The 21282-nt window shown below is 74.0% G+C and carries 24 protein-coding genes and 1 pseudogene; 9 read left to right on the top strand and 16 right to left on the bottom strand.

Features of this window, described 5'->3' with window-relative positions; all coding sequences use genetic code 11:
- The first annotated feature begins 143 nt into the window (after positions 1-143).
- The gene (locus tag ACIRVF_RS34155; protein WP_402826749.1) at positions 144-1181 is read left to right on the top strand and encodes an endonuclease/exonuclease/phosphatase family protein; all 1038 of its coding nucleotides are present in this window, start codon (positions 144-146) and stop codon (positions 1179-1181) included.
- A gap of 21 nt (positions 1182-1202) precedes the next feature.
- Here the strand turns inward: ACIRVF_RS34155 and ACIRVF_RS34150 are convergent, their stop codons facing one another.
- The gene (locus ACIRVF_RS34150) at positions 1203-2228 is read right to left on the bottom strand and encodes a LacI family DNA-binding transcriptional regulator (protein WP_402826746.1); all 1026 of its coding nucleotides are present in this window, start codon (positions 2226-2228) and stop codon (positions 1203-1205) included.
- 155 nt (positions 2229-2383) lie between these two features.
- Between ACIRVF_RS34150 and ACIRVF_RS34145 the strand changes: the two genes are divergently transcribed.
- The gene (locus ACIRVF_RS34145; RefSeq protein ID WP_402826743.1) at positions 2384-3364 is read left to right on the top strand and encodes a DUF4436 family protein; all 981 of its coding nucleotides are present in this window, start codon (positions 2384-2386) and stop codon (positions 3362-3364) included.
- Between the two features lie 29 nt (positions 3365-3393).
- Here the strand turns inward: ACIRVF_RS34145 and ACIRVF_RS34140 are convergent, their stop codons facing one another.
- From ACIRVF_RS34140 to ACIRVF_RS34120, 5 genes are all read right to left on the bottom strand, one after another.
- Complete coding sequence (locus ACIRVF_RS34140) at positions 3394-4152, bottom strand: GNAT family N-acetyltransferase (RefSeq protein WP_402826740.1); 759 nt, start codon at positions 4150-4152, stop codon at positions 3394-3396.
- Positions 4153-4256: 104 nt separating this feature from the next.
- The gene (locus ACIRVF_RS34135) at positions 4257-5351 is read right to left on the bottom strand and encodes a WD40/YVTN/BNR-like repeat-containing protein (RefSeq protein ID WP_402826737.1); all 1095 of its coding nucleotides are present in this window, start codon (positions 5349-5351) and stop codon (positions 4257-4259) included.
- A 189-nt stretch (positions 5352-5540) separates the two neighbouring features.
- The gene (locus tag ACIRVF_RS34130) at positions 5541-7004 is read right to left on the bottom strand and encodes a dihydrolipoyl dehydrogenase family protein (protein WP_402826734.1); all 1464 of its coding nucleotides are present in this window, start codon (positions 7002-7004) and stop codon (positions 5541-5543) included.
- 128 nt (positions 7005-7132) lie between these two features.
- On the bottom strand, positions 7133-7867 hold the full coding sequence (locus tag ACIRVF_RS34125) for an alpha/beta fold hydrolase (protein WP_402826731.1): 735 nt from the start codon (positions 7865-7867) through the stop codon (positions 7133-7135).
- 117 nt (positions 7868-7984) lie between these two features.
- Positions 7985-8413 (bottom strand): thioredoxin family protein, encoded by a 429-nt coding sequence (locus ACIRVF_RS34120; RefSeq protein WP_402826728.1) that lies wholly within the window; start codon positions 8411-8413, stop codon positions 7985-7987.
- A gap of 119 nt (positions 8414-8532) precedes the next feature.
- Here ACIRVF_RS34120 and ACIRVF_RS34115 point away from each other — a divergent pair, with 119 nt between their 5' ends.
- The 3 genes from ACIRVF_RS34115 to ACIRVF_RS34105 are packed head-to-tail and all read left to right on the top strand — an operon-like array spanning position 8533 to position 10523.
- Complete coding sequence (locus ACIRVF_RS34115; RefSeq protein WP_402826725.1) at positions 8533-9177, top strand: hypothetical protein; 645 nt, start codon at positions 8533-8535, stop codon at positions 9175-9177.
- Between the two features lie 36 nt (positions 9178-9213).
- Positions 9214-9786 (top strand): sigma-70 family RNA polymerase sigma factor, encoded by a 573-nt coding sequence (locus ACIRVF_RS34110; protein WP_402826722.1) that lies wholly within the window; start codon positions 9214-9216, stop codon positions 9784-9786.
- Complete coding sequence (locus ACIRVF_RS34105; protein ID WP_402826719.1) at positions 9783-10523, top strand: anti-sigma factor family protein; 741 nt, start codon at positions 9783-9785, stop codon at positions 10521-10523. Before ACIRVF_RS34110 ends, ACIRVF_RS34105 begins: the two co-directional genes overlap by 4 nt.
- A 29-nt stretch (positions 10524-10552) precedes the next feature.
- On the opposite strand, the gene ACIRVF_RS34100 is transcribed toward ACIRVF_RS34105, so the two are convergent.
- The 4 genes from ACIRVF_RS34100 to ACIRVF_RS34085 are packed head-to-tail and all read right to left on the bottom strand — an operon-like array spanning position 10553 to position 13274.
- Positions 10553-11260 carry a hypothetical protein gene (locus ACIRVF_RS34100; protein ID WP_402826716.1) on the bottom strand — a complete coding sequence of 236 codons (708 nt, stop codon included), beginning with the start codon at positions 11258-11260 and terminating at the stop codon, positions 10553-10555.
- On the bottom strand, positions 11257-11874 hold the full coding sequence (locus tag ACIRVF_RS34095) for a hypothetical protein (RefSeq protein WP_402826713.1): 618 nt from the start codon (positions 11872-11874) through the stop codon (positions 11257-11259). The genes ACIRVF_RS34100 and ACIRVF_RS34095 overlap by 4 nt, the downstream gene beginning before the upstream one ends.
- Before the next feature lie 42 nt (positions 11875-11916).
- On the bottom strand, positions 11917-12468 hold the full coding sequence (locus tag ACIRVF_RS34090) for a DUF1990 family protein (protein ID WP_402826710.1): 552 nt from the start codon (positions 12466-12468) through the stop codon (positions 11917-11919).
- On the bottom strand, positions 12465-13274 hold the full coding sequence (locus ACIRVF_RS34085) for a YndJ family protein (RefSeq protein ID WP_402826985.1): 810 nt from the start codon (positions 13272-13274) through the stop codon (positions 12465-12467). The genes ACIRVF_RS34090 and ACIRVF_RS34085 overlap by 4 nt, the downstream gene beginning before the upstream one ends.
- Positions 13275-13479: 205 nt before the next feature.
- Between ACIRVF_RS34085 and ACIRVF_RS34080 the strand changes: the two genes are divergently transcribed.
- A complete protein-coding gene (locus tag ACIRVF_RS34080) occupies positions 13480-13749 on the top strand; it encodes a DUF1876 domain-containing protein (protein WP_030281392.1) in 270 nt (89 codons plus the stop codon).
- Positions 13746-13949, top strand: coding sequence for a hypothetical protein (locus ACIRVF_RS34075; RefSeq protein WP_402826707.1), 204 nt, complete (start codon positions 13746-13748; stop codon positions 13947-13949). The genes ACIRVF_RS34080 and ACIRVF_RS34075 overlap by 4 nt, the downstream gene beginning before the upstream one ends.
- A 78-nt stretch (positions 13950-14027) precedes the next feature.
- Here ACIRVF_RS34075 and ACIRVF_RS34070 read toward each other — a convergent pair whose 3' ends face one another.
- From ACIRVF_RS34070 to ACIRVF_RS34055, 4 genes are all read right to left on the bottom strand, one after another.
- Positions 14028-14468: a PPOX class F420-dependent oxidoreductase gene (locus ACIRVF_RS34070; RefSeq protein ID WP_402826705.1), complete on the bottom strand. Its 441-nt coding sequence runs from the start codon at positions 14466-14468 to the stop codon at positions 14028-14030.
- A gap of 27 nt (positions 14469-14495) precedes the next feature.
- On the bottom strand, positions 14496-16109 hold the full coding sequence (locus ACIRVF_RS34065) for a cytochrome bc complex cytochrome b subunit (protein WP_402826702.1): 1614 nt from the start codon (positions 16107-16109) through the stop codon (positions 14496-14498).
- Between the two features lie 218 nt (positions 16110-16327).
- Positions 16328-17863, bottom strand: coding sequence for an MFS transporter (locus tag ACIRVF_RS34060; RefSeq protein ID WP_402826699.1), 1536 nt, complete (start codon positions 17861-17863; stop codon positions 16328-16330).
- Positions 17864-18011: 148 nt separating this feature from the next.
- Positions 18012-18692 (bottom strand): TetR/AcrR family transcriptional regulator, encoded by a 681-nt coding sequence (locus ACIRVF_RS34055; protein ID WP_402826697.1) that lies wholly within the window; start codon positions 18690-18692, stop codon positions 18012-18014.
- Positions 18693-18817: 125 nt separating this feature from the next.
- On the opposite strand from ACIRVF_RS34055, the pseudogene ACIRVF_RS34050 reads away from it, so the two are divergent.
- Both ACIRVF_RS34050 and ACIRVF_RS34045 read left to right on the top strand, forming a co-directional pair.
- Positions 18818-19090 (top strand): annotated as a pseudogene (locus tag ACIRVF_RS34050) (Uma2 family endonuclease); the annotation flags it as partial.
- 119 nt (positions 19091-19209) lie between these two features.
- Complete coding sequence (locus ACIRVF_RS34045; protein ID WP_402826695.1) at positions 19210-19998, top strand: VOC family protein; 789 nt, start codon at positions 19210-19212, stop codon at positions 19996-19998.
- A gap of 66 nt (positions 19999-20064) precedes the next feature.
- Here the strand turns inward: ACIRVF_RS34045 and ACIRVF_RS34040 are convergent, their stop codons facing one another.
- Together ACIRVF_RS34040 and ACIRVF_RS34035 are read right to left on the bottom strand one after the other, a co-directional pair.
- Positions 20065-20523: a hemerythrin domain-containing protein gene (locus ACIRVF_RS34040; RefSeq protein ID WP_402826692.1), complete on the bottom strand. Its 459-nt coding sequence runs from the start codon at positions 20521-20523 to the stop codon at positions 20065-20067.
- Positions 20524-20671: 148 nt separating this feature from the next.
- Complete coding sequence (locus tag ACIRVF_RS34035) at positions 20672-21265, bottom strand: TIGR03086 family metal-binding protein (RefSeq protein WP_402826690.1); 594 nt, start codon at positions 21263-21265, stop codon at positions 20672-20674.
- Positions 21266-21282 lie beyond the last annotated feature (17 nt).

Below are 21282 nucleotides of genomic sequence, written 5' to 3'. Positions count from 1 at the left end.
CGCCACAGGGGCGATCGAAACTGATCGCCTGCCGTTCTTCCCGAAGTACCGGGCAGTAGCTAGCGTTCCCCCGCCAATCCCCGGCGGCCGGCCACCCCGGCCCGACCGGGCCCCATCGGATTGACGGACCCAGGAGAACGCCCATGCTCTCGCGTCGCACGGCCACCGCCCTCACCTCGGCGGCCGCCGCCGCACTGCTGTTCGGCGGCACCGCGCCGACGGCCGCCGCCGCCACCGCGGCGAGCCCCACCACGCTGTCCGTCTTCGCGTTCAACGTCGACCTCGGGACCGCGATCGTCGACAGCACCCAGAACGAGCAGGCCGCCCGCCGCACCCCGGTGATCGAGCAGATCGTCCGGCAGCACAACGCCGACGTGGTCGTCCTGGACGAGCAGTTCAACAACAGCTCGACCGCCGACATCAACGCCGAGCTCGCCGACCTCTACCCGTACCGCACCCCGGTGGTCGGCGGGGTCTGCTCCGGCGGCGGCTGGACCGGTGTCAGCGGCAACTGCTCCAACTCGCTGTTCGTCATCAACGGCGGCACGATGATCCTCTCCAAGTACCCGATCACCGCCCAGTACGCCCACGTCTTCAGCAACTCCACCTACGGCACCTGGGACTACCACGCCAACAAGGGCGCGGCGCTGGTGCGGGTGAACAAGAACGGCAGCACCGCCTGGGTGGTCGGCACCCACCTGCAGGCCGACGAGTCCGACACCTCCACCGACACCACCCAGTCCACCCGGCTCGGCCAGCTCGCCGAGATCCGCGCCTGGGTCGACGGCATCGTCGGCAGCGGGGCGCCGGTGCTGATCGGCGGCGACCTCAACGTCGAGTACTTCCACGGCCGGAGCCGCGGCGACTACGCCAACGCCCAGAACGCCGTCAACGGCGTGCTCGGCACCCCGGCCACCGACCCGACCCAGACCCGCACCACCATGGACTGCCCGGTCTCCTCCTGGTGCCAGTACATGGCAGGCGTCGAGACCTTCCCGACCGACTACCGGGACGACCTCGACTACATCGGCTACCTCAACGCCCCCGGCCGCCCGGTGCCGACCTCGATGTCCAACGTGAAGGTCGACTTCGACCCGCAGGCCGGCTGGACGCCGGGCCGGCCGGACACCGCCGCGCCCAGCGACCACTACCCGGTCGAGGTCGTCTTCCAGCTGAACTGACCGGAAACGCGGGGCTGTTGCTCAGCGCGTAGCAGCGGCCGGGCAGCCGCAGGAGCGCCGCACCACCAGCTTGGCCGGGAAGGTCCGGGCCCCGGCGGCGCGGCGCTCATGCCCGCCGAGCACGAGGTCCAGCGCGGCCCGGGCCATCTCGTCCTGCGCGGTGGTGACGGTGGTCAGCGCCGGTCCGGCGATCACCGCCTCGGCGATGTCGTCGAAACCGGCCACCGCGAGCTCCTCCGGCACCCGGATGCCCAGGTCGTCGGCGGCCCGCAGCAGGCCGATCGCCTGGTCGTCCGTGGCGCAGAAGACGGCGGACGGCCGGTCCGGCCGGCTGAGCAGGGCGAGCGCCTCGGCGTGCGCCCGGACCCGGTCGAAGGGCGCCGGGGTGAGCCGCCCCTCGGTGGACAGCCCTGCCTCGGCCAGCGCCTCGGCCCAGCCGGCCGTCCGACCGGTGACCGGGTCGAGCGGGCTGAGCGCCAGGGTGCCGCCGAAGCAGTGCACCTCCGCGTGGCCGTGGCCGAGCAGGTGGCGGACCACCTCGCGGGCGCCGCCCTCGTCGTCCGCCACCACGGCCACGCCCCCGGTGCTCTCGGCACGGTGGTGCAGCAGGACGACCGGGGTGCCGTCGGCCGAGTCGAAGCCGGTCAGCCCGGGGGTGGCCGGGTCCTGGGTGACCAGGATCAGGCCGTCCACCTGCATCCCGAGGAAGGCCCGGATGTAGTGGGCCTCGCGCTCGTCGGCGTAGTCGGAGTTGCCGATCAGCAGCAGCCGGCCGTGCTCGGTCGCGGCCTGCTCCACGGCGTGCGCCAGTCCGGCGAAGAAGGGCTGGCGGGCGTCCGGCACGACCATCCCGAGCAGGTTGGTCCGCCGCCGCGCCATCGCCTGGGCGACCCGGTTGGGCCGGTAGCCGAGCTCCTCCACGGCCGCGAGGACCTTGGCCCGGGTGGCCGCCGCCACCGGCCGCGGTCCGTCGTTGATCACATAACTCACGACCGCTGTGGACGTCCCCGCCAACCGCGCCACATCGTCCCGTGTCACCCTCGCCATGACCAGTGAGCCTACACAGCCCCTCCGACCAGCGTGTTTTCCGCGTCCGGGGGAGTCCCCGATCGGCCCGCCCCGGTTGCGGGGCGGGCGTCGGCGTCCCGACGCTGGCAGGACGGGCGGCAGCGGATGCCGCCGCCGACCGTGGGAGCGGGTCGATGAGCACGCCACCGCAGCGCCGGGCGCCGCAGCAGCGCCGGCCGGTCCGTCCGCCGCGCCCGACGGCCCGCTCCCGGGTCCGGATCCACGCCCGGGCGCGAGCGACCACGGTGAGCGCCGTCCGGCGGACCGTCCGGCCCTGGCGGGCGTACGCCGTGGTGGTGGCGATCGCGCTGCTGGTGGCCGCCGGGCTGCTGCTCTACTTCGACGAGCGCTCCAGCCGCGGCCACGCCCAGGTGGCGGGTGCCACCGCGCCCGGACCGGACCACCTGGAGGTCCATGTGGCGCTCCAGCGGGTGGACGCGGCCGCGCAGACGGTCACCGCGAAGGTCGTGGTGCAGCCGCACGGCACCCTCGAACTGGCGGACAACCCGCTGGTGCCGTCCGGGGACGTGGTGATGGAGACCACCTCGCTGGAGCAGACCACCCTCAAGTACCCGGCCGGCCAGCAGATCGGCTCCAGCACGGTGACCTTCAGCCTGTTCGACGGCCGGGTCTCGGACTATCCCTTCGACCGCTACAACACGGTCATCGGCTTCCGGGCCACCGTCGGCGGGCGGTCCGTGCCCCTGGTGATCGGGCTGGAGGAGAGCGATCCCTTCTTCGCCTTCCGGCAGACCGGGAAGCTGGCCGAGGGCGACGGCGTCGCCGTCACCGAGCGGGTCAGCCGCTCCCGCAGCACCTTCATCCTGGTCTGGTTCATGATGGCGGCGATGTGGGCGCTGGCCCTGGCGGTGCTGCTCGCCTCCCGGCTGATCGTGCGCCAGCGGCGCGGGATCATCTGGCCCGCGCTGAGCTGGATGGCCGCGACCCTGTTCGCCCTCGTCGGCATGCGCAACGCCGCCCCCGGAAACCCGCCGATCGGCACGCTGCTGGACTACGCGGCGTTCTTCTGGGCGGAGCTGCTGGTCGCGGTCGGACTGACCATGGTCGTGGTCCGCGGCGCCCCCGTCGAGGGCGCGCACGGCCCGCGTTCGTAGCGGCGGCCCGACCCCCGGACAGGTCCTCGCTAGTAGGACCTGTCCGGCACGATCACCGTCAGCGAGGTCTCCTGCCGCCGGAAGCCCAGGGCCTCGTAGACCCGGCGGGCCGGGTTGCCCTCGGTCACCACCAGGTGCACGTCGGCCAGCCCGCGTCCGGCGGCGTCCGCGACCGCCCGGCGCAGCAGGTCGGCGCCGAGGCCGCGGTAGCCGCGCCGCGGGTGGCGGAAGACCTCGGCGACCCAGGGCAGGCCGTCGCGGTCGGTCAGCACGGCGGCGGCGACCACCCGGTCCTCGGCGTCCACGGCCAGCACGCTGGAGGGCAGCACCGGGCCGATGACCTTCCCGGCCAGCAGCGGGCCGATCCGGTCGGCGAGGGCCCGGGCGTCGTCGCCGGGGAAGTGGTCCACGTGGGCCGGGTCGAAGGCGGCCCGCCAGGACTCCAGCATCTCCTCGGGCGAGCGGTCGCAGGGCACCGCCCGCAGGCCCTCGCGCAGCGGCGTCCCGGCCCAGTCGGCGGGCGGGGGATCGGCGCGCAGGTCGCGCCGGTAGGTGTGGGCGTGCCGCAGCGCGGTCGCGCCCCGCGCCAGCAGCCGCCGCCCGAGCTCGGGCGGGCCCGAGACGACCCAGCCGGGCAGCTCGGCGCGGATGAACTCCGCCGCGTCCGCCGAGCCGTCCAGCACCTCCAGCAGGTCGGCCCAGGGCCGCCCCTCCCGCTCGCCCGGCCGGTACCGCAGGACCGGCACGCCGTCGCCGTTCCGCCTGATCACCCGGTCCGCGTCGGCCATGGCCCCACCCCGTTCACGAGTTCGTTCGTCGGCGGTCCATGCTCATCAGTACCGGGAGTCCGGTGCAACGGGTTTTCGACGGCGTGTTCGGGGCGGCGACCGGCTCAGCCGACCACCGCCGCCCGGACGCAGAGCACGTCCGGCAGGTGGGAGACCAGCAGCGACCAGTTCTCGCCCTCGTCCCGGCTGCCGTACACGTCGCCGGTCCGGTTGCCGAAGTAGATCCCGGCCGGGTCGGCGTCGTCGGTGCGCAGGGCGTCGCGCAGCACGATCCCGTAGTGGTCCTCGCCGGGCAGGCCGTTGGCCAGCTGCTCCCAGCTGGTGCCGGCGTCCGTGGTGCGGAAGACCCGGCAGCGGCGGCCGGGCGGGATCCGGTCGTCCGAGCCGCCGAGCGGGAAGAGGTAGGCGGTGTCGCCCCGGCGCGGATGGGCGGCGACGGCGAAGCCGAACTCGGCGGGCAGCCCGTCCGCGATGGAGCGCCAGCTCGCGCCCCAGTCGTCGCTTCGGTACACGCCGCCGTGGTTCTGCAGGTAGAGCCGGTCGGGGTGGACCGGGTCCGGGGCGATCTTGTGGACGCACTGGCCGAACTCGGGGTACTGCCGCTCCTCCGGGAAGAACTCGGCGCGCAGGCCGGTGTTGGAGGGGGACCAGCTGTCGCCGCCGTCCTTGCTGCGGTAGACGCCGCCGCTGGAGACGGCGACCAGCAGCCGCTGGGGGTCGCGCGGGTCGGTCAGGACGGTGTGCAGGCCCTGGCCGCCGTAACCGGCACCCCACTCGGGCCGCTGGGGGTGGTTCCAGAGCGACTCGACCAGCGAGAAGGTCTCGCCGCCGTCGGTGGAGCGGAACAGCGCGGCCGGTTCGGTGCCCGCGTACACCACCCCGGGGGCCTCCGGACCGGCGGGCTGGAGCTGCCAGACCCGGGTGAGCGAGGCGCCGGTGGACTCCGGGAAGCGGATCGCCGGCCGGGACGGCTCGTGCCAGGTGGCGCCGAGGTCGTCGGAGCGCCACACCGACGGGCCCCAGTGGCTGCTGTCGGCGCCGACCAGCAGTCTGGTCCGCCCCTCGCGGCGGTCGATCGAGACGGAGTAGATCGCGTTCATCGGGAAGTGCGGCCCGCTGAACTCCCAGTCCAGCCGGTCGCGGCTGCGGCCGAGAAAGAGGCCCTTCTCGGTTCCGACGGCCAACAGCACTTCGGTCATGCCTCACACCACCTGATCACGAGCGCGGCCCCCGGGACGGCCCCCCGGGGCGCCTCGGCACGCCCCATCGCCAGTGTCCCGCCGTCCGCCGACGAGCACATCTCGCCGCGCGGTGCGGTGCCGGACCGCGCTGCGCCGCACCACGCGGCGCAGCGCCCCGGCAGGGCCGCGGGCGGCCCGGGAGCGTCCCTACCCCCGGCAGCCCTCCAGCAGCCGCAGCCACACCTCGCTGATCGTCGGGTAGGCGGGGACGGCGTGCCAGAGCCGGTCGATCGGCACCTCACCGACCACCGCGACGGTCGCCGAGTGCAGCAGCTCGGCGACGGCCGGGCCGACCAGGCAGGCGCCGACGATCACCTCCCGGTCCAGGTCGAAGACCACCCGGGCCCGGCCGCGGTAGTCGTCGGCGTAGAGCGAGGCCCCGGCGACCTCGCCGATCTCGTGGTCGACGGCCTTGACCCGCAGTCCGAGCCGCTCGGCCGCCGCCAGCGTCAGGCCGACGGCCGCGACCTCCGGCTGGGTGAACACCACCTGGGGCGCGCCGGCCAGGTCGGCGGACGCGGAGTGCGCGCCCCAGCGCGAGGTGTCCAGCGCACGCCCCTGGGCGCGGGCGGCGATCGCCGCACCGGTGATCCGGGCCTGGTACTTGCCCTGGTGGGTGAGCAGCGCCCGGTGGTTGACGTCCCCGGCCGCGTACAGCCACTCGCCGTCCACGCCCAGCACCGTGCAGCTGTCGTCCACGTCCAGCCAGCTGCCGGGCCGCAGTCCGACCTGCTCCAGCCCGATGTCGGCGGTGCGCGGGGCCCGTCCGGTCGCGTACAGCACCTCGTCGACGGTCAGGCGCTCGCCCTCGGTGAGCCGCTCGCCGTCGTTCAGGGAGAGCACCACCGGCCCGTCGGCCCCGGCCCGCTCCAGCGAGGACACCTCCGTGCCGAAGCGCAGGTCGACCCCCGCCTCCCGCAGGCCCTCGGCGACCAGCTCGCCCGCGAAGGGCTCCATCCGCGGCAGCAGCGCGTCGCCGCGCACCAGCAGCACCACCTCGGAGCCCAGTGCCCGCCAGGCGCGGGCCATCTCCACCCCGACCACCCCTCCGCCGACCACCGCGAGGCGCCCGGGAACGGTCGGCGAGCCGGTCGCCTCGCGGTTGGTCCACGGGTGGGCCTCGGCCAGCCCGGGCACGTCGGAGGGCAGCACCGGGCGGCTGCCGGTGCACACCGCGACGGCGTGCCGGGCGGTGAGGACCCGCTCGCCGCCGTCCTCCGCCTCCACCGTGACGGTCCGCACGCCCGCCAGCCGGCCGTGGCCGCGGACCAGCTCGATCCCGGTGTCCCGGAGCCACTTCACCTGGCCGTCGTCCTTCCACCGGGAGGTGAAGGAGTCCCGCCGGGCCAGCACCGCCGCCGCGTCCAGCCGTCCGTCGCCGACCGCCTCCCGGGCGCCGCCCACCGCGCGGGCGTCGTCCAGTGCGGCCGCAGGACGCAGCAGCGCCTTGCTCGGCATGCACGCCCAGTACGAGCACTCGCCGCCGACCAGTTCGGCCTCCACGATCACCGTGCGCAGGCCCGCGGCGACCGTCCGGTCCGCCACGTTCTCCCCGGTCGGGCCGGCGCCCAGGACGATGACGTCGTACTCCTCGGCGGTGCTGCTGGTCATGTCGCGTCCTCCGTGTCTCGCGGGCCTCGCGTCGTCGCGCCCGGTCGTGGCCGCTCTGGACGGCCCCGGGCGTGGGCCCCATCCTGCGACGCGGAGCGGCCCGCGCGCGGGCGAACACGCGGACGGGCTCAGATTGCCGCGAGCTCCGCCAGCAGGGCGGCCGTGTCGGCGGGGCGGGAGAACATCGGCCAGTGCCCGGTGGGCAGTTCGCGCAGTTCCCAGTTGGGCCGGTCCATCCCGGCGAACCACGGATGCCCGCTCGCGATCAGCGCCCGCACCTGTTCGAGCGGGAGGGAGCAGGAGACCAGCGCCTGCGGCAGCGCGGATCCGGCGCCGGTCAGCCGCAGCGGGTCCCGGTAGGCCCCGACCGGGTGCGGGGTGAGCCGGGTGCGGATCCGGGCGAGGGCGGCGTCGTCCAGGCCCTCGGTGCTGGTCCCGTGGGCGGCCATGTACTCCCAGGAGGGCATCGGCAAGCGGCCGTCCACCGCCGTGGCGTCGGCCTCGGCCCGGAAGTCGGGCTGCCAGAGGTCGTAGACCGAGGCGCCGTCGACCATGGGGCCGCTGTCCAGGTAGACGACCCGCCGGATCCGCTCCGGCATCCGGTCGGCGACGCCGCCCACCGGCGCGCAGGCGCCGCTGTGCGCGACGAGCACCACGTCCCACAGGTCCTCGCGCACCAGCAGCTCGGCCAGGTCGGCGATGTGCTCCTCAAGCCCGAAGTCGCCCGGCTCGCCCGCCCGTTCCGCCAGCCCCGGCAGGCTGACCGGGTGCACCCGGTGCCCGGCCGCGCGCAGCGGCGCGGCCACCGCGTCCCAGGCCCAGGCCCCGAGCCAGAACCCGGGAACCAGTACGAACGTGCTCATCGTGAATCGCTCCTTCCGCGGTGGGACCCCCGTCACGGGCGACTCTAGGCACCGAACCGGACGGACGCGCCCGGATTTCCCGCTGCGGAAGGGGCACCGAGGTGGAGCACCCGGGTGTCAGGCCTGGCCCTCGGCCGCCTGCTCCTCCGCCACCTTGCGCTTGACCTCGGTCATGTCCAGGTTGCGGGCCTGGCCGATCAGGTCCTCGAAGACCGGCTCGGGCAGCGCGCCGGCCTGGGAGAAGACGAGCACGCCCTCGCGGATGATCGCCAGCGTCGGGATCGACTGGACGCCGAACGCGGCGGCCAGCTCCTGCTGGGCCTCGGTGTCGACCTTGGCGAAGACCAGGTCCGGGTGGCGCTCCGCGGCCTTCTCGTACACCGGGGCGAACTGGCGGCACGGCCCGCACCACCCGGCCCAGAAGTCGATGAAGACGAAGTCCTTGCCCGCCGGGCCCGGGACGATGTCGTCGAAGTTCTCCTTGGTCAGCTCGACCGTGTTGCTCATCTCGCGGATCCTTCCCTTCCGAAGTGGCGGCACAGGCATTGCCCCGGACAACCGTGATGCCCACAGGGGTATTCCGGGGGCCGTCCGGATTGAGCACGCGACGGCCACCGTCCGTACAGCAGGTTGTCCAGTCCGTTCACGGAGGCGGGAGGCGTCCCATGCGCAGCAGACCCCGCACCCGCCGGGCCGCCGGGACCGCCGCCACCGGCAGCGCCGCGGCCGCCCCGGTGGCCGACTGCGGGTCGTCCGGCTCGGGCAGGTCGTGCACCCCGAGCGCGTCGGGCGGTTCCGGGTCTCCGGCCGGCGCCACCCCGCAGGTCACGCACGACCCCCGGCTCGGCACGATCGTGACCGACAGCGCGGGCCTCACGCTCCACCGCTTCGACCAGGACGGGACCAACCCGCCGGAGTCCTACTGCAACGGTAACCGCGCGACGCTCCGGCCGCCCGAGCAAGCCCACGGCACCGTCACCGCCAAGGGCGTCGACAGCACGCTGCTCGGCACCGTCACCCGCTCCGACGGCACCGAGCAGGTCACCGTCAACGGCTCCCCGTTCCACCGCTTCCCGAAGGACACCGAGCCCGGCGAGACCAACGGCGAGGGCGCGGCCGGCGCCTGGTTCGCGGTGACCCCGACCGGCGGCAGGGCGAGGCCGGGCGGCAGCCGGCACCCGGTTCGCCCGGGCCCGCCACCCCCACGCGGATGCCCAGCGCCCCGGGCCACTGACCGACGGGTTCGACCGACGGCCACTGACCGCCCCCGACCCCGACCGCCGCCGCCGGCGAGGACCGACGGCCGCTGACGGCTGTCGATCACCGCCCTCGCCCGGGCGGCCGGGGTGCGCAAGGATGAAGTCGTGACCGATGAGCACCCTGCCGGCGGTTCTGCCGCACACGGCACGGGGGCCGCCGACGAGGAACTGATGCGGGCCCTGTACCACGAGCACGCCGGTCCACTTTTCGCCTTCGTCCTCCACCTGGTCGCGGGCGACCGCCAGCGTGCCGAGGACGTCGTCCAGGAGACGCTGGTCCGGGCCTGGCGCAACATCCACCGGCTCGACCCGCAGAACGGCTCGCTGCGGCCCTGGCTGGTCACCGTCGCCCGCCGGATCGTGATCGACGACCACCGCAGCGCCCGCGCCCGGCCGCGCGAGGTCGACACCGAGGGCCTGGAGCAACTGCCCGCCGAGGACGAGATCGACCGCGCCCTGCGGATGATGACCATCGCCGACGCGCTCGCCGACCTCTCGCCCGCCCACCGGGAGATCATCGCCGAGACCTACCTCAAGGGCCGTACCGCGAAGGAGGCGGCCGTCGAACTGGGCATCCCGGCCGGGACCGTCCGGTCGCGGGTGTTCTACGCACTGCGCTCGCTCAGGCTCGCGCTGGAGGAACGGGGAGTGACATCGTGACCGAGCGGCCCGTCCCCTGCCCCGGCCTGCCGGTCGGCCCGCAGCACGAGGACGTCGGAGCCTACGTCCTCGACGTGCTGGAGCCCGCCGAGCGAGCCGAGTTCGAAGGGCATCTGACGGGCTGCCCGCAGTGCATCGAGCAGGCCGAGCAACTTGCCACGGTGGAGCGCCTGTTGGCCCAGTACTGCGCCTCGGTGACGGCCACCGGACTGGACCCGGCCGGGCCGGCGCCGATGCCGGACGGCCCGCTCCTGGACCGGCTGGTCGCCGAGATCAGGGCCTGCCGGCGGCGGGGTCGGATCCGGCGGCTGGCCCTCGCCGTGGCCGCGACCGCGATGGTCGCGGCGGGCCCGGCCGTCACGGCCGCGGTGCTCACCGCCCAGACCACACCCGCCGCGGTGGCCGTCGCCGAACGGTTCATCGCCACCGACCCGACCACCGGCGCCAAAGCCACCGTCGGCATCGACGGCAAGGCCTGGGGCAGTCAGGTCGACCTCCAACTATCGGGCGTGCAAGGACCGTTGACCTGCCACCTGGTCGCAGTCTCGCACAGCGGCGAGCGTCAGACGGTCACCACCTGGAGCGTCCCGGCCGACGGCTACGACCGAACCGACGACCGGGGGACGCTGCGCACCACCGGTGGCGCGGCCCTCCAGCCGCACGACATCGACCACTTCGAGGTGCGGATCCAGGGCACCGACGCCCTGCTGGTCGCCGTCCCGGCCCACACGGCCTGACCGGAAGCCCCTTCCGCGCCCGGACGGGCTCAGTACGGCCCGTGCGGTGACTGGTACGCGGCCAGCCACTCGACCCGGGCCGCCCCGAGGCGGGTCGGCCAGTGCGGGTTCGGTTCACCGCCGGCGGTCATGTGCTCCCGCCGCCAGGCCCGGCTCCAGCCGACCCGCAGCTGCGGCTCGAAGCCGTGCCACCGGCCGCACGGGCAGGGCGACAGCACCCGTGCGCAGCAGCGGCACAGCGCGGCCCGGCCGTGGCCGGTCGGCACCGGTACCGGCGGCCCCTCCTCCCCGCAGGCCGGACAACCGGGCAGCTCGGCCCCGTCCAGCAGCGCGTTCTGCCGCCGGACGTAGTCGGGCAGGCTCAACCGCGGGTGCAGGAACGGGTCGTCGTACCAGAGCGCGTCGGGCGAACCCGGCCCCGGGCGCTCCCACCACGCCCTCGTCGCCGGCGCGCGTCGCCCGGCCCGTTTCTCCGCCCGCCGCCGCGCCGCGTACTCCCCGGCCCGGGCCAGCCACAGCACCCGCGCCTCGTCGAGCTCCTCCACCGCCCGCACCAGCGAGGCCGGGTCGGCCTCCAGGAGCCGGGGCATCCGCGCCGCGACGGTGAGGTGGTGGTACGTCGCCCGGAGGCCGTACGGGGCGAACTCGGTCAGGCAGGTCCGCAGGGCGCTGTGCCGCCGGTACGGCGGGAGGGCGGTGTCGTGCACCCGGGCGCGGTGGGTGAGGAAGCTGGTCACGGTGCGGCCTCCAGGGCGAGGGCCCGGGTCAGGGCGGCGGTGACGGCCGGGGCGTGCCCCGGGAGCTGCCGCTCGGCCCAGCCGCCCGCCAGGCGGACGAAGTCGCGCAGGTCCTGCTCGGCCCCGGCGAGCAGTCGGCGCAGCCGGTCCACCGGCAGCTCGATCACCGGGCCGCCCCCGGTCCGGGTGTCCGCCGTCAACCGCACGGTGCCGTCGAGGCGTTCGGCCGCCGCGTGGGGGTCGTGGCCGAACCAGCCCTCGCCGGAGCCGTCCGTCACCTCCAGCCACTCGCGCCACTCCTCCAGGCCGTTGCAGCAGCCCGGTGCGAAGACGGCGCCGGTGGCACCGTCCGTGACCCGGAAGCCGCCGGGGGCGAGCAGGTGGTCCGCGGTGAACAGCCCGTGCAGGAAGGCCTCCAGCGGATCGCCCACCGGGCTGCCCTCGGGGGCGTCCTCGTTGGCGCCGGCGATCCGCCACATGGCCGAGCCGATGTCCTGCGGCGCCAACCGCCCGTCCAGGGGCAGGAACCCGTACGGCTCGAAGGGCCCCGTCGGCCAGAGCGCGAAGTCCTTGTCGGGGGCGGCCATCTCCAGGACCGGCTGCATCGAGATCATCCGGCGATGATGCCGCAGGCCCGAACGGCTCGACCAGCCGTTTCACACCGCGTCGGCCGCGATCGCGGCCAGCACCCGCCCGCAGCGCCGGGCGAAGGCGTGCTGGAGGAGCGGGAACAGCGGACCGGCCAGCCGGGCCCACCAGGCGACCGGGCGGCTGAACGCGGTGACGCTGAACCAGACGGCGCCGTCGGGGGCGAGTTCGACCAGGAAGGTCTCCTCGCCCCGGCCCGGGTGCCCGTGCCTGGTCCCGTAGGTGAAGCCGTACCGGTCCGGGCCGTTGACGGCGGCCAGCACCCGGTTGGGCGCGTCGGCCCGCAGCGGGCCGAGGCCGATGGCGCAGCGCACGGCGACACCGGGGCCGGCCTCCTCGGCCTCCGCGTCGATCCGGACGCCGGCCAGGCGGTGCATCCGCCAGCCGAGCAGGGCGGCTCCGGCGACGTCGAGGGCGGCGCGGCCGTGGCCGATCCGGGCCCGGTGGCGCAGGTGGCGGTAGCCGGCGGGCAGGTCACCGGTGCGGCTGGCACCCTGCTCGGGGTAGCTGTAGTCGTCGCCGCGGCGGCCGGGGTGGCCGTGGTGGCCGTGGTGGTTCATCGAGGGGTCTCCGTGCCGTTCAGGTGGTTGACGTCGCCGATCCGGCGCCAGGCGAGGAGCGCGCAGAGGGCGAAGCCGAGGGCGTTGCCCAGGCCGTGGGTGGCGGCCATCCAGCCGAGGGTGGGGTGGGGGAGCCCGGCGGCCCGGCCGAGCGCCCACCACAGGGCCAGCAGCATGGTGAGGGCCAGGACGGCGGAGGAGGCTGCGAGCAGCCGGGCGGTGGCCCGGTCGGCCGCCCGGGGCCGCAGTTGGCGCCAGCTGATGAGGCCGACCAGCCACATCCCGGTGCTCAGGACGATGGCTCCGGCGAACTGCCACCAGTTGCCCAGGAAGTACCCGGCCAGCACCAGCAGGGTGCCCGCCGGGACGCTGAGCGCCGCGCAGCGGGCCGGCCGCGAGCGGTGGTCGGCGCGGCAGACCAGCCCGGCGACCAGCGCGGCGGTGAAGCCGGCGTAGTGGAAGTGCGGGACGGTCAGCGCCAGGATGTGCGGTTCGAAGCCGAACAGCGGGTAGCCGGAGCGCTCGGCGACCAGGGCGACGCCGGCCACCGAGGGCGCGGCCAGCGCGGTGAGCACGGCGACCTCGGCGGGGGCGAGTGAGCGGGTCCGGGCCAGCCGCAGCGGCGCGTGCAGGGCCACCAGCAGGGTGCCCAGGGCGTACAGGGTGGCGCTGCCGGTGGCCAGGGCACCGCGCGGCAGCCAGAGCGAGAGCGCTCCGGGGACGGCCGCGAGCGGCCAGAGCCGCCGGATCCGGGCGAGTCCGGGTTCGCCGATCAGGGCCAGCCCGAGCGGCAGGACGGCGCCCATGCCGAGCAGGACCAGCAGGTCCACCAGTTCGGTCGTGCCCTTGCCCACGGCGGACGCACCCTCTCTTGAACGCGTTCAAATAAGCTTTCGCGCTGACTCTACGCCGTCGAGTTGAACGTGTTCAACTAGGCCTCGGCCCGGCTGGCCTGGTGTTCACGTGGGGCGCGGCGCACTCTGGAGGGGTAACCGATGGAGGTGATCCGCCATGCAGACTCTGGTCGGTTGGCACATCGAGATGGAGTTCCGCGAGGACGGCCCGCGGACGACCGCCGCCGCCCTGCTCAGGCTCGGCGACGGGAGCGAACTGCGTGCCCACGGCTACAGCAGCCGCCACCCCTCCGACCCGGAACAGCTGCGGGTCGGCGAGGAGATCGCGGGGGCCCGCGCGCTCAACGACCTCGCCTCGCAGCTGCTCTCCAAGGCGCACGGGGAGATCCAGGAGGTCAGCCCGGTCCCGACCCATCCGCTCTCGTGACCGCCCCGCACCCCGCCGGTGACCAGGCCGGACGGGATCCGGAGCGCCCGCGCATCCCGCTGATCTGCCCGCGGTGCGGGCACGAGCAGCAGGTCGTCCCCGGCGGGCCCGAGCGGGCGGTCAAGGTGGTGCACGTGGGGACCGGTCGCGAGGCCTGCGAACCGGGGGACCTGGCACGGGCGCCGGACGAGGGGACCTGAGCCGGGGAAACGCCGAGTGCCGGGCCCGTGTCCCCACGGGTCCCGGCACTCGGCTGGCCAACCGGCGCGTGCCGGAGGTCAGTTGACGCAGTACGTGGCCGGCGGGCGCCACTCCGGCCCGACCAGCCGCTGTTCCAGCTCGTTCAGCGTGATCCGGATCCCGACCGTCCCGGCCAGCCCCACCCGGAACCGGCTGCGGGCCAGCGCGACCAGCGCGGTCAGGCCGTACTTGTTGATCAGCGAGGTGCGGTAGCGCGCGGTCGCGTCGGGGTCGCAGAGCCGGGCGCGGGCCGGGAGCCGGCGGCCGGTCGGGCGTCCGTGGGCGTCGCAGGGGCCGATCAGCACCCGGGGGTGACGCCGGATCCGTTCGGCCTCGCCGGAGTGGGCGGGGGTCCAGACGCCGAGCGCCGTGCCGTCGGGCACGACCCACAGCTGCGAGTCCTGTCGGCTGCCGTCGTCGCCGAAGGTGGTCAGCAGCAGGTACCTGCTGTCGGCCAGCCGGTCGGTTCGGTCGTGCATGATCTCCTCCCTCTCGCGGGGGGCGGGTCAGTGGTGACCGTGGCCCTCGGTGATCTCGCGGTACTCCTCGGCGGTGGGCCTGGGGATCCGGGCGTGCTCGCCGTGGAATCCGCGGGACAGCCGTACGCGGGTGCGGGTGAGTGCGCCCGCCGGTCGGGCCACACCATTCTCGTCCACCGCGGGCGGCAGTTCGAGGGGGCGGGGCTGTTCGTGGGCGGTGAGCCGGTGCAGTTCGGCGGGCGCGAGCCCGGCGTGCACCTCGGTGTACTCGCCGTGCGGCAGCCGGCGGACGATGCCGGTCTCCCGCCCGTGCAGCACCTTGTCGCGGTCCCGCCGCTGCAGGCCCAGGCACCAGCGCTTGGTGACCACGAAGACGGCCACCGGGACGACGAAGAAGCCGATCCGCACCGCGTAGGTGATCGCGTTGAGCGACAGGTGGAGGTGGGTGGCGATGAGGTCGTTCCCGCCGCCCGCGAGCATCACCAGGTAGTGGCTGATCCAGGCCGCGCCGAGGGCGGTGCGCACGGGCGCGTTGCGCGGCCGGTCGAGCAGGTGGCGCTCGCGCCCGTCGTCGGTCACCCAGCTCTCGACGAACGGGTGGACCGCGATCGCGCCGAGGATCACCGGGAACAGCGTGAACGGGATCAGCACCCCGAGGTTGAGGGTGTGCCCCCACAGGCCGATCTCCCAGCCGGGCATCACCCGGATCAGGCCCTCGGCGAAGCCCATGTACCAGTCCGGCTGGGCGTCGGTGGAGACCTGGTCCGGACGGTAGGGCCCGTACGCCCAGATCGGGTTGACGGTGGCGACCGCGGACATCAGCGCGACGATCCCGAAGACCAGGAAGAAGAAGCCGCCGGCCTTGGCCGCGTAGACCGGCATCAGCGGCATGCCGACCACGTTCTGCTCGGTCCTGCCGGGCCCGGCCCACTGGGTGTGCTTGTGGTGGAAGACCAGGATCAGGTGGGCCACCAGCAGTCCGAGCATGATGCCGGGCACCAGCAGCACGTGGATGGTGAAGAACCTCGGGATGATGTCGTGCCCGGGGAACTCCCCGCCGAACAGGAACATCTGGACGTACGTGCCGACCAGCGGCACGGCCAGTACCACGCCCTCGATGAACCGGATGCCGGTGCCGGAGAGCAGGTCGTCAGGGAGCGAGTAGCCGAAGAAGCCGTCCAGCATGCCGAGGAACAGCAGCAGGAAGCCGAAGACCCAGTTGATCTCGCGCGGCTTCCGGAAGGCGCCGGTGAAGAACACCCGCATCATGTGGACGAACATGGCCGCCACGAAGACGATCGCCGCCCAGTGGTGGATCTGCCGGATCAGCAGCCCGCCGCGGACCTCGAAGCTGATGTCCACGGTGGAGGCGTAGGCCTCGGACATCGAGACGCCCTTGAGCGGGACGTACGAGCCGCTGTAGACCACCTCGCCCATGCTGGGCTTGAAGAACAGGGTCAGCCAGACGCCGGTCAGGATGATGATCAGGAAGGTGTAGAGGCAGATCTCGCCCAGCATGAAGGACCAGTGGTCCGGGAAGATCTTCCGCAGGTTGGCCCTGGCCAGGGTGTGGATCCCCAGCCGGCCGTCCGCCCAGTCGGCAGCCCGCCGCCCCCGCCCTGGGTTCTGATTCCGGGTCATGTGCACGCACCTCAGTCCGAAGGAAACGGGGATAGTTCCCCGATTCGCACTGGGGTCACAATAATCGGGGAGCAATCCCCACTTCTACCCGGGGGCCGTTCGCCGGGACGGCCGGGGCGGAAACGCCGAGCGGCCCGCCCGGTGTCGGGGAGACACCGGACGGGCCGCGAACGCACCCATGTGACCGGGACGGGCGGCGCCCCGAGGGGCGGCGCGGGTCAGTGCACCAGCACCGGCACCTCGTCGACCTTCGCCGCGTCCGAGCCGGTGCCCGCACCCGTGGCGCCGGGGCGACCGGCGTTGATGAAGGTGAAGGCGACCGTGGCGGCCGCCACCAGGATCCCGAACGAGACCCAGATCGCGGTGGTGAAGCCGTGCACCATGCCCTGGAACTGCAGGGCCTTGGCGGCCTCGGGCGAGGCGGCGGTGGCCAGGGCGTGGGCGTGCGAGGTCAGCCACGTGGTGGTGGCGCTGGCCGCGATGGTGTTCAGCAGCGCGGTGCCGATGGCGCCGCCGACCTGCTGCGAGGTGTTGACCATGGCCGAGGCCACGCCCGCGTCCCGCGGCTGGACGCCGTGGGTGGCCAGGCTCATGGCCGGCATGAAGGCGGTGCCCATGCCGAGGCCCATCAGGATCAGGCCGGGCAGGATCAGCGCCGGGTACGAGGTGTCCAGGCCGATGTGGGTCAGCAGGAACATGCCGATCGAGGCGGTCAGGAAGCCGGGCGCCATCAGGAAGCGCGCCGGGACGCGGGTCATCAGCCGGGCACCGATCTGGGTCGAGCCGGTGATCATGCCCGCCACCATCGGCAGGAAGGCCACGCCGGTCAGCACCGGGCTGTAACCGCGCACCACCTGCAGGTAGTAGGTCAGGAAGAGGAACAGACCGAACATGCCGATCACGGCCATGCCCAGCGACAGGTACACCCCGCCGCGGTTGCGGTCCAGGACCACGCGCAGCGGCAGCAGCGGGGCCTTGACGGTGCGCTCGACGACGGCGAAGGCGGTCAGCAGCACGACGGCCGCGGCGAACAGGCCCAGGGTGCTGCCGGCCGTCCAGCCGTTGGACTCGGCGCGGGTGAATCCGTACACCAGGGAGACCAGGCCGGTGGTCACCAGCAGCACGCCGGGGACGTCCAGCTTGTTGCGGTTGCGGCCCTCGGCGGGCTCGCGGATCACCATGACGGCGCCCGTGGCGGCCACGACGGCGAACGGGATGTTGACGAAGAAGGTCCAACGCCAGTTCATGTACTCGGTCAGGAAGCCGCCGAGGATCAGCCCGATGGCGCCACCGCCACCGGCGATCGCGCCGTAGATGCCGAAGGCCTTGGCGCGCTCCTTGGCCTCGGTGAAGGTCACCGCGAGCAGTGACAGTGCGGCGGGCGCCAGCAGCGCGCCGAACACGCCCTGGAGGGCGCGGGAGCCGAGCAGCATCGCGGTGTTGACCGCGGCGCCGCCGAGCGCGGACGCCAGGGCGAAGCCGGTCAGGCCGACGATGAAGGTCCGCTTGCGGCCCCAGAGGTCCGCGATCCGGCCGCCGAAGAGCAGCAGGCCGCCGAAGGCCAGCGCGTAGGCGGTGATCACCCACTGGCGGTTGCCGTCGGATATGCCCAGGTCCCGCTGGGCGGACGGCAGGGCGATGTTCACGATGGTGGCGTCGAGGACGACCATCAGCTGGGCGAGGCCGATGAAGATCAGCGCCTTCCAGCGCCTGGGATCGGGGAGCGTCGCCGGGCGGGCGTCGGTCTGAGACATGGGGGTACCCATTTCACGGTGCGTGGGTGTGCGAGAACGGTCAACTGCCGTACGGGAACGGCAGGTTGCCGTACGGGTGCGAGGGCGCGCGAACGCGTCGGGAGACGCGGCGCCGGTCGGTGGTGCGTCGGGCGGTGCTGGTGGTCGGTCAGTTCTTGGGCTGGAGGTCCTCGAAGGTCGCGGCGCGGCCGGGCAGGACCGAGCGGACGGGCGTGCGCAGACCGTCCAGGAAGATCTGCAGGTGCCGGTGGACGAACTCGTCGAGCAGCCGGCAGGAGGTGTTCGGCAGCGGTCGGGTCAGCTGGCTCATCGCGATGAACAGGTCACCGTGGTCGACGTCCGGCCGGAGCTCACCCGCGGCCCGGGCGCGCTCCATCAGCCCGCCCACGGCGGACCTCAGGCGCTCCCGGACCTCGGTCAGGTCCGGGTCGTGCGGATCGATGTGGCTACTGAAGAGGGTGCAGAGGCCGCCGATCTTCTCCGCGACGGTCGCGTGCACGAACCGCTGCAGGGCGTCGAACGGGCCGCCGCCGTCAGGTGCGTCCGCCTCCGCCGTCGCCGTCTCGGCGAGCGCCAGGATGCGGCTCTTGACGAGCAGCGCCACCTCGCGGATCAACGCCACCCGGTCCGGGAAGTTCCGGTACAGCGTGGCGTTGCCGACCCCCGCCCGCTTCGCGATCTCGTCCAGCGGCGCGTCCGCACCGTGCTCGACGAACGCGTCCCGGGCCGCCAGCACGATCCGCTCCCGGTTCCGGCTCGCGTCCGCACGCAGCTTCGGCGTACGCACACTCCCCGTGGAACCGGCCGGCTCGGCGGCGACGGTGGTCATGACTACTGCTCCTCCAGGATACCGGGGAAGTTCTCCCCGCTTCTGCCAACGTACTCGTAAACGGGGAATCTGTCCCCGTAATTTCCGGCCACGATGTGACCTGCGTCACATGTGACTGGGCTGCTGCTGACCAGGTGCTCATGGTTGCCGAGGTCACGTCGTTCGACTCCGACACGGACCGCCGCGACCGAGTCGAGAAGCCCCGGGCCTACGCCGAGACCGGAATTCCCGTCTACCTGCTGATCGACCGGGACTCCGCCGAGGTCATCCTGCACAGCCAGCCCGACGGCGTCCGCTACGAGACCGTCCGGACCCTCCCGTTCGGCAAGACCGTCCGGATCCCCGAGCCCGTCGGCATCTCGCTGGACACCGAGCCGCTGAAGAACTGGGTGCGCTGAGCCCGGCCATGTCTTCCCGGGGCGGGTAGCCCCGTCGGCCTAGGCTGGGCGTCCCGGGCGGCCGGTGGGTCGTGGGAGTCGGGACGGGCCCGGCGGCCGGGTGGGCGAGGAGGTTCGCGATGGACAGCGAGGAGTCGACCGCCAAGGTGCGCTGTGTGGCGGCCGTTCCGTGCTGGGTGAGCCTGATCGCCCGGGACCTGGAGGGTGCCAAGGACTTCTACGGCCCGCTGCTCGGTTGGGAGTTCGAGCCCGGGCCGGAGCGCTTCGGCCCGTACGTGCACGCGGTGACCGGCGGGGAGGCGGTGGCCGGTCTGGGGCTCGCGGGGACCGGGGCGGTGCCGCTCGCCTGGACCAGCTACTTCGGGACGGAGAGCGCCGACGCCGCCGCCGACGCGGTGCGCGAGCGCGGCGCCACCCTGGCGGTCGGGCCGCTGGCCTTCGACGCCGGGCGGGTCGCCTTCGCCGCGGACCCGGCCGGCGCGGTGTTCGGCATCTGGGAGGGCCCGCTGGGCCGGGCCCGGAAGCTGGACCTGCCGGGAGCGCCGGTCTGGATCGAGCTGCGCACCCCGGACCCGTTCGCGGCGGCGCTGTTCTACGGCGAGGTGTTCCGCTGGGACGGCCGGGATCCGGAGCGCTTCGAGGTCCGCTGGGAGCACGACCGGGTGGTGCTGCGGGCGGAGGGCCACAGCGTCGCGGCGCTGGCCAAGGAGCAGGCGGGCGGACCGGCGGGCACGCCGCCGCACTGGGAGATCTCCTTCGCCGTCCAGGACGCCGACCGGGCGCTGGCCCGGGCGGTGGAGCTGGGCGGTTCGGTGGTCGGCCCGGCCTTCGACACCCCCTACGGGCGGGTGGCCCGGCTGCGGGACCGCGAGGGCGCCCGGTTCGCGGTGATCAGCCCCAAGGGCTGAGCCGTCGCAAGGGCTGAGTCGCCGCAAGGGCTGAGCCGCCGCAGGGACTGGCCTCGGCCCGGGGCCTCATCCCGGGTCGTCGAGCGCCTCCCGTTCCGTCCGCAGTCGTTCGCCGAGCGCTGCGCGGGCGGCGGCGGGCAGGGCCTTGCGGGCGGCCGGGAAGAGCACCTCCTCCTCGCCGGCCAGGTGCCGCCGGAGCGTGTCGGCGAGGCCGCGCAGCAGGGTGTCGAAGGCCGGGTCGGCCGGGCCGAGTCCCTGCAGGTCGGAGAGGTACTGCCCGATCGCCAGGTGGTCGTGGATGCTGCGGAAGACCAGTGCCCCGCCCTCGGGCACGTCGTGCTGGACGACCGGGAAGAGGTGTTCCTCCTCGGCGGCGCAGTGGGTGAACAGCAGGTCGGTGAGCCGGGCGACCAGCTCGGCGCGCTCGGCGGAGCCGGCCGGTGCCGTCTCGGCCCGGTCCAGCAGCTCGGTGACCGCCTTGTGGTCGGTGGTGAACTCGCCGAGGATGTCCGGCCTGCGGCTCATGGCGTGACCGCCTCTCGTCCGGGATCAGGACTGCCCCCCGTACCGTCCAGTATCCGGCGCCGCCGGACGGAACCCGGAATCCCGGAGCCGGACCGAACCGTGACCCCGAACCCGTGACCCGTCCCGGCCGGCCCCGGCCGGGCGCGCCTCAGCCGTCCCGCCGCCCGGTGAGGGCCAGTAGCCGGGTCTGCGGGCTCGCGCCCTCGGGCACCGGCAGCGGCGGGTCGAACATCCCGCTGCTGGCGAGGTCGCCGTGGCCCGCGACCTCGCCGAGCGCGAAGTCCACCAGGTCGCCCGGGAGCCGGGTGTGCTTCCCGATGCCCTCGGCGAGGTCCCAGGCGTGGATGACCAGGTCGGTGGTGAGCTGGTCCAGGTAGTCCTGCCCGGAGACGTCGCCGAAGGAGAGGTGGACGGTGAGCTCGGTGGCGCCGGGCACCTCCCAGGCCCGCCGGGCGGCCTCGGCGGCGGCCGCCCAGGCGGCGACCGGGTCGTCGCCGAGCACGTCGCCGTCGAACCGGCTCCCGACCTCGCCGGTGGTGGTGCCCATCAGCAGTTCGGGGACCCACAGCTGCTCGGCGGTGAGGTGGTTGACCAGGTCGCGGACGGACCAGTCGGCGCACGGGGTGGGGGAGTCCCACCGGTCGGGAGTGATCAGGCGGACCCGCTCGTCGAAGGCGGCGAGGGCCTCGGAGTACGGCGTGTCGGACCGGGCGGCCCGCTGGTGTCGCCTGCTGTGAGCCATGTCTCCACCCTGCACCG

This window comes from Kitasatospora sp. NPDC101157, from assembly GCF_044768255.1.
Classification (GTDB): Bacteria; Actinomycetota; Actinomycetes; order Streptomycetales; family Streptomycetaceae; genus Kitasatospora.
This window is presented reverse-complemented; position numbering and strand designations above follow the sequence as displayed.

Excerpts from the sequence above, each read along its gene's own strand:
- ACIRVF_RS34035 (WP_402826690.1), bottom strand. The coding sequence starts at position 21,265 with ATGGCTCACAGCAGGCGACACCAGCGGGCCGCCCGGTCCGACACGCCG.
- ACIRVF_RS34080 (WP_030281392.1), top strand. The coding sequence starts at position 13,480 with ATGCAGACTCTGGTCGGTTGGCACATCGAGATGGAGTTCCGCGAGGAC.
- ACIRVF_RS34070 (WP_402826705.1), bottom strand. The coding sequence starts at position 14,468 with ATGCACGACCGAACCGACCGGCTGGCCGACAGCAGGTACCTGCTGCTG.
- ACIRVF_RS34040 (WP_402826692.1), bottom strand. The coding sequence starts at position 20,523 with ATGAGCCGCAGGCCGGACATCCTCGGCGAGTTCACCACCGACCACAAG.
- ACIRVF_RS34150 (WP_402826746.1), bottom strand. The coding sequence starts at position 2,228 with ATGGCGAGGGTGACACGGGACGATGTGGCGCGGTTGGCGGGGACGTCC.
- ACIRVF_RS34125 (WP_402826731.1), bottom strand. The coding sequence starts at position 7,867 with ATGAGCACGTTCGTACTGGTTCCCGGGTTCTGGCTCGGGGCCTGGGCC.
- ACIRVF_RS34045 (WP_402826695.1), top strand. The coding sequence starts at position 19,210 with ATGGACAGCGAGGAGTCGACCGCCAAGGTGCGCTGTGTGGCGGCCGTT.
- ACIRVF_RS34055 (WP_402826697.1), bottom strand. The coding sequence starts at position 18,692 with ATGACCACCGTCGCCGCCGAGCCGGCCGGTTCCACGGGGAGTGTGCGT.
- ACIRVF_RS34130 (WP_402826734.1), bottom strand. The coding sequence starts at position 7,004 with ATGACCAGCAGCACCGCCGAGGAGTACGACGTCATCGTCCTGGGCGCC.
- ACIRVF_RS34060 (WP_402826699.1), bottom strand. The coding sequence starts at position 17,863 with ATGTCTCAGACCGACGCCCGCCCGGCGACGCTCCCCGATCCCAGGCGC.
- ACIRVF_RS34065 (WP_402826702.1), bottom strand. The coding sequence starts at position 16,109 with ATGACCCGGAATCAGAACCCAGGGCGGGGGCGGCGGGCTGCCGACTGG.
- ACIRVF_RS34145 (WP_402826743.1), top strand. The coding sequence starts at position 2,384 with ATGAGCACGCCACCGCAGCGCCGGGCGCCGCAGCAGCGCCGGCCGGTC.
- ACIRVF_RS34140 (WP_402826740.1), bottom strand. The coding sequence starts at position 4,152 with ATGGCCGACGCGGACCGGGTGATCAGGCGGAACGGCGACGGCGTGCCG.
- ACIRVF_RS34155 (WP_402826749.1), top strand. The coding sequence starts at position 144 with ATGCTCTCGCGTCGCACGGCCACCGCCCTCACCTCGGCGGCCGCCGCC.
- ACIRVF_RS34115 (WP_402826725.1), top strand. The coding sequence starts at position 8,533 with ATGCGCAGCAGACCCCGCACCCGCCGGGCCGCCGGGACCGCCGCCACC.
- ACIRVF_RS34120 (WP_402826728.1), bottom strand. The coding sequence starts at position 8,413 with ATGCCTGTGCCGCCACTTCGGAAGGGAAGGATCCGCGAGATGAGCAAC.
- ACIRVF_RS34135 (WP_402826737.1), bottom strand. The coding sequence starts at position 5,351 with ATGACCGAAGTGCTGTTGGCCGTCGGAACCGAGAAGGGCCTCTTTCTC.
- ACIRVF_RS34090 (WP_402826710.1), bottom strand. The coding sequence starts at position 12,468 with ATGAACCACCACGGCCACCACGGCCACCCCGGCCGCCGCGGCGACGAC.
- ACIRVF_RS34085 (WP_402826985.1), bottom strand. The coding sequence starts at position 13,274 with ATGGGCGCCGTCCTGCCGCTCGGGCTGGCCCTGATCGGCGAACCCGGA.
- ACIRVF_RS34095 (WP_402826713.1), bottom strand. The coding sequence starts at position 11,874 with ATGATCTCGATGCAGCCGGTCCTGGAGATGGCCGCCCCCGACAAGGAC.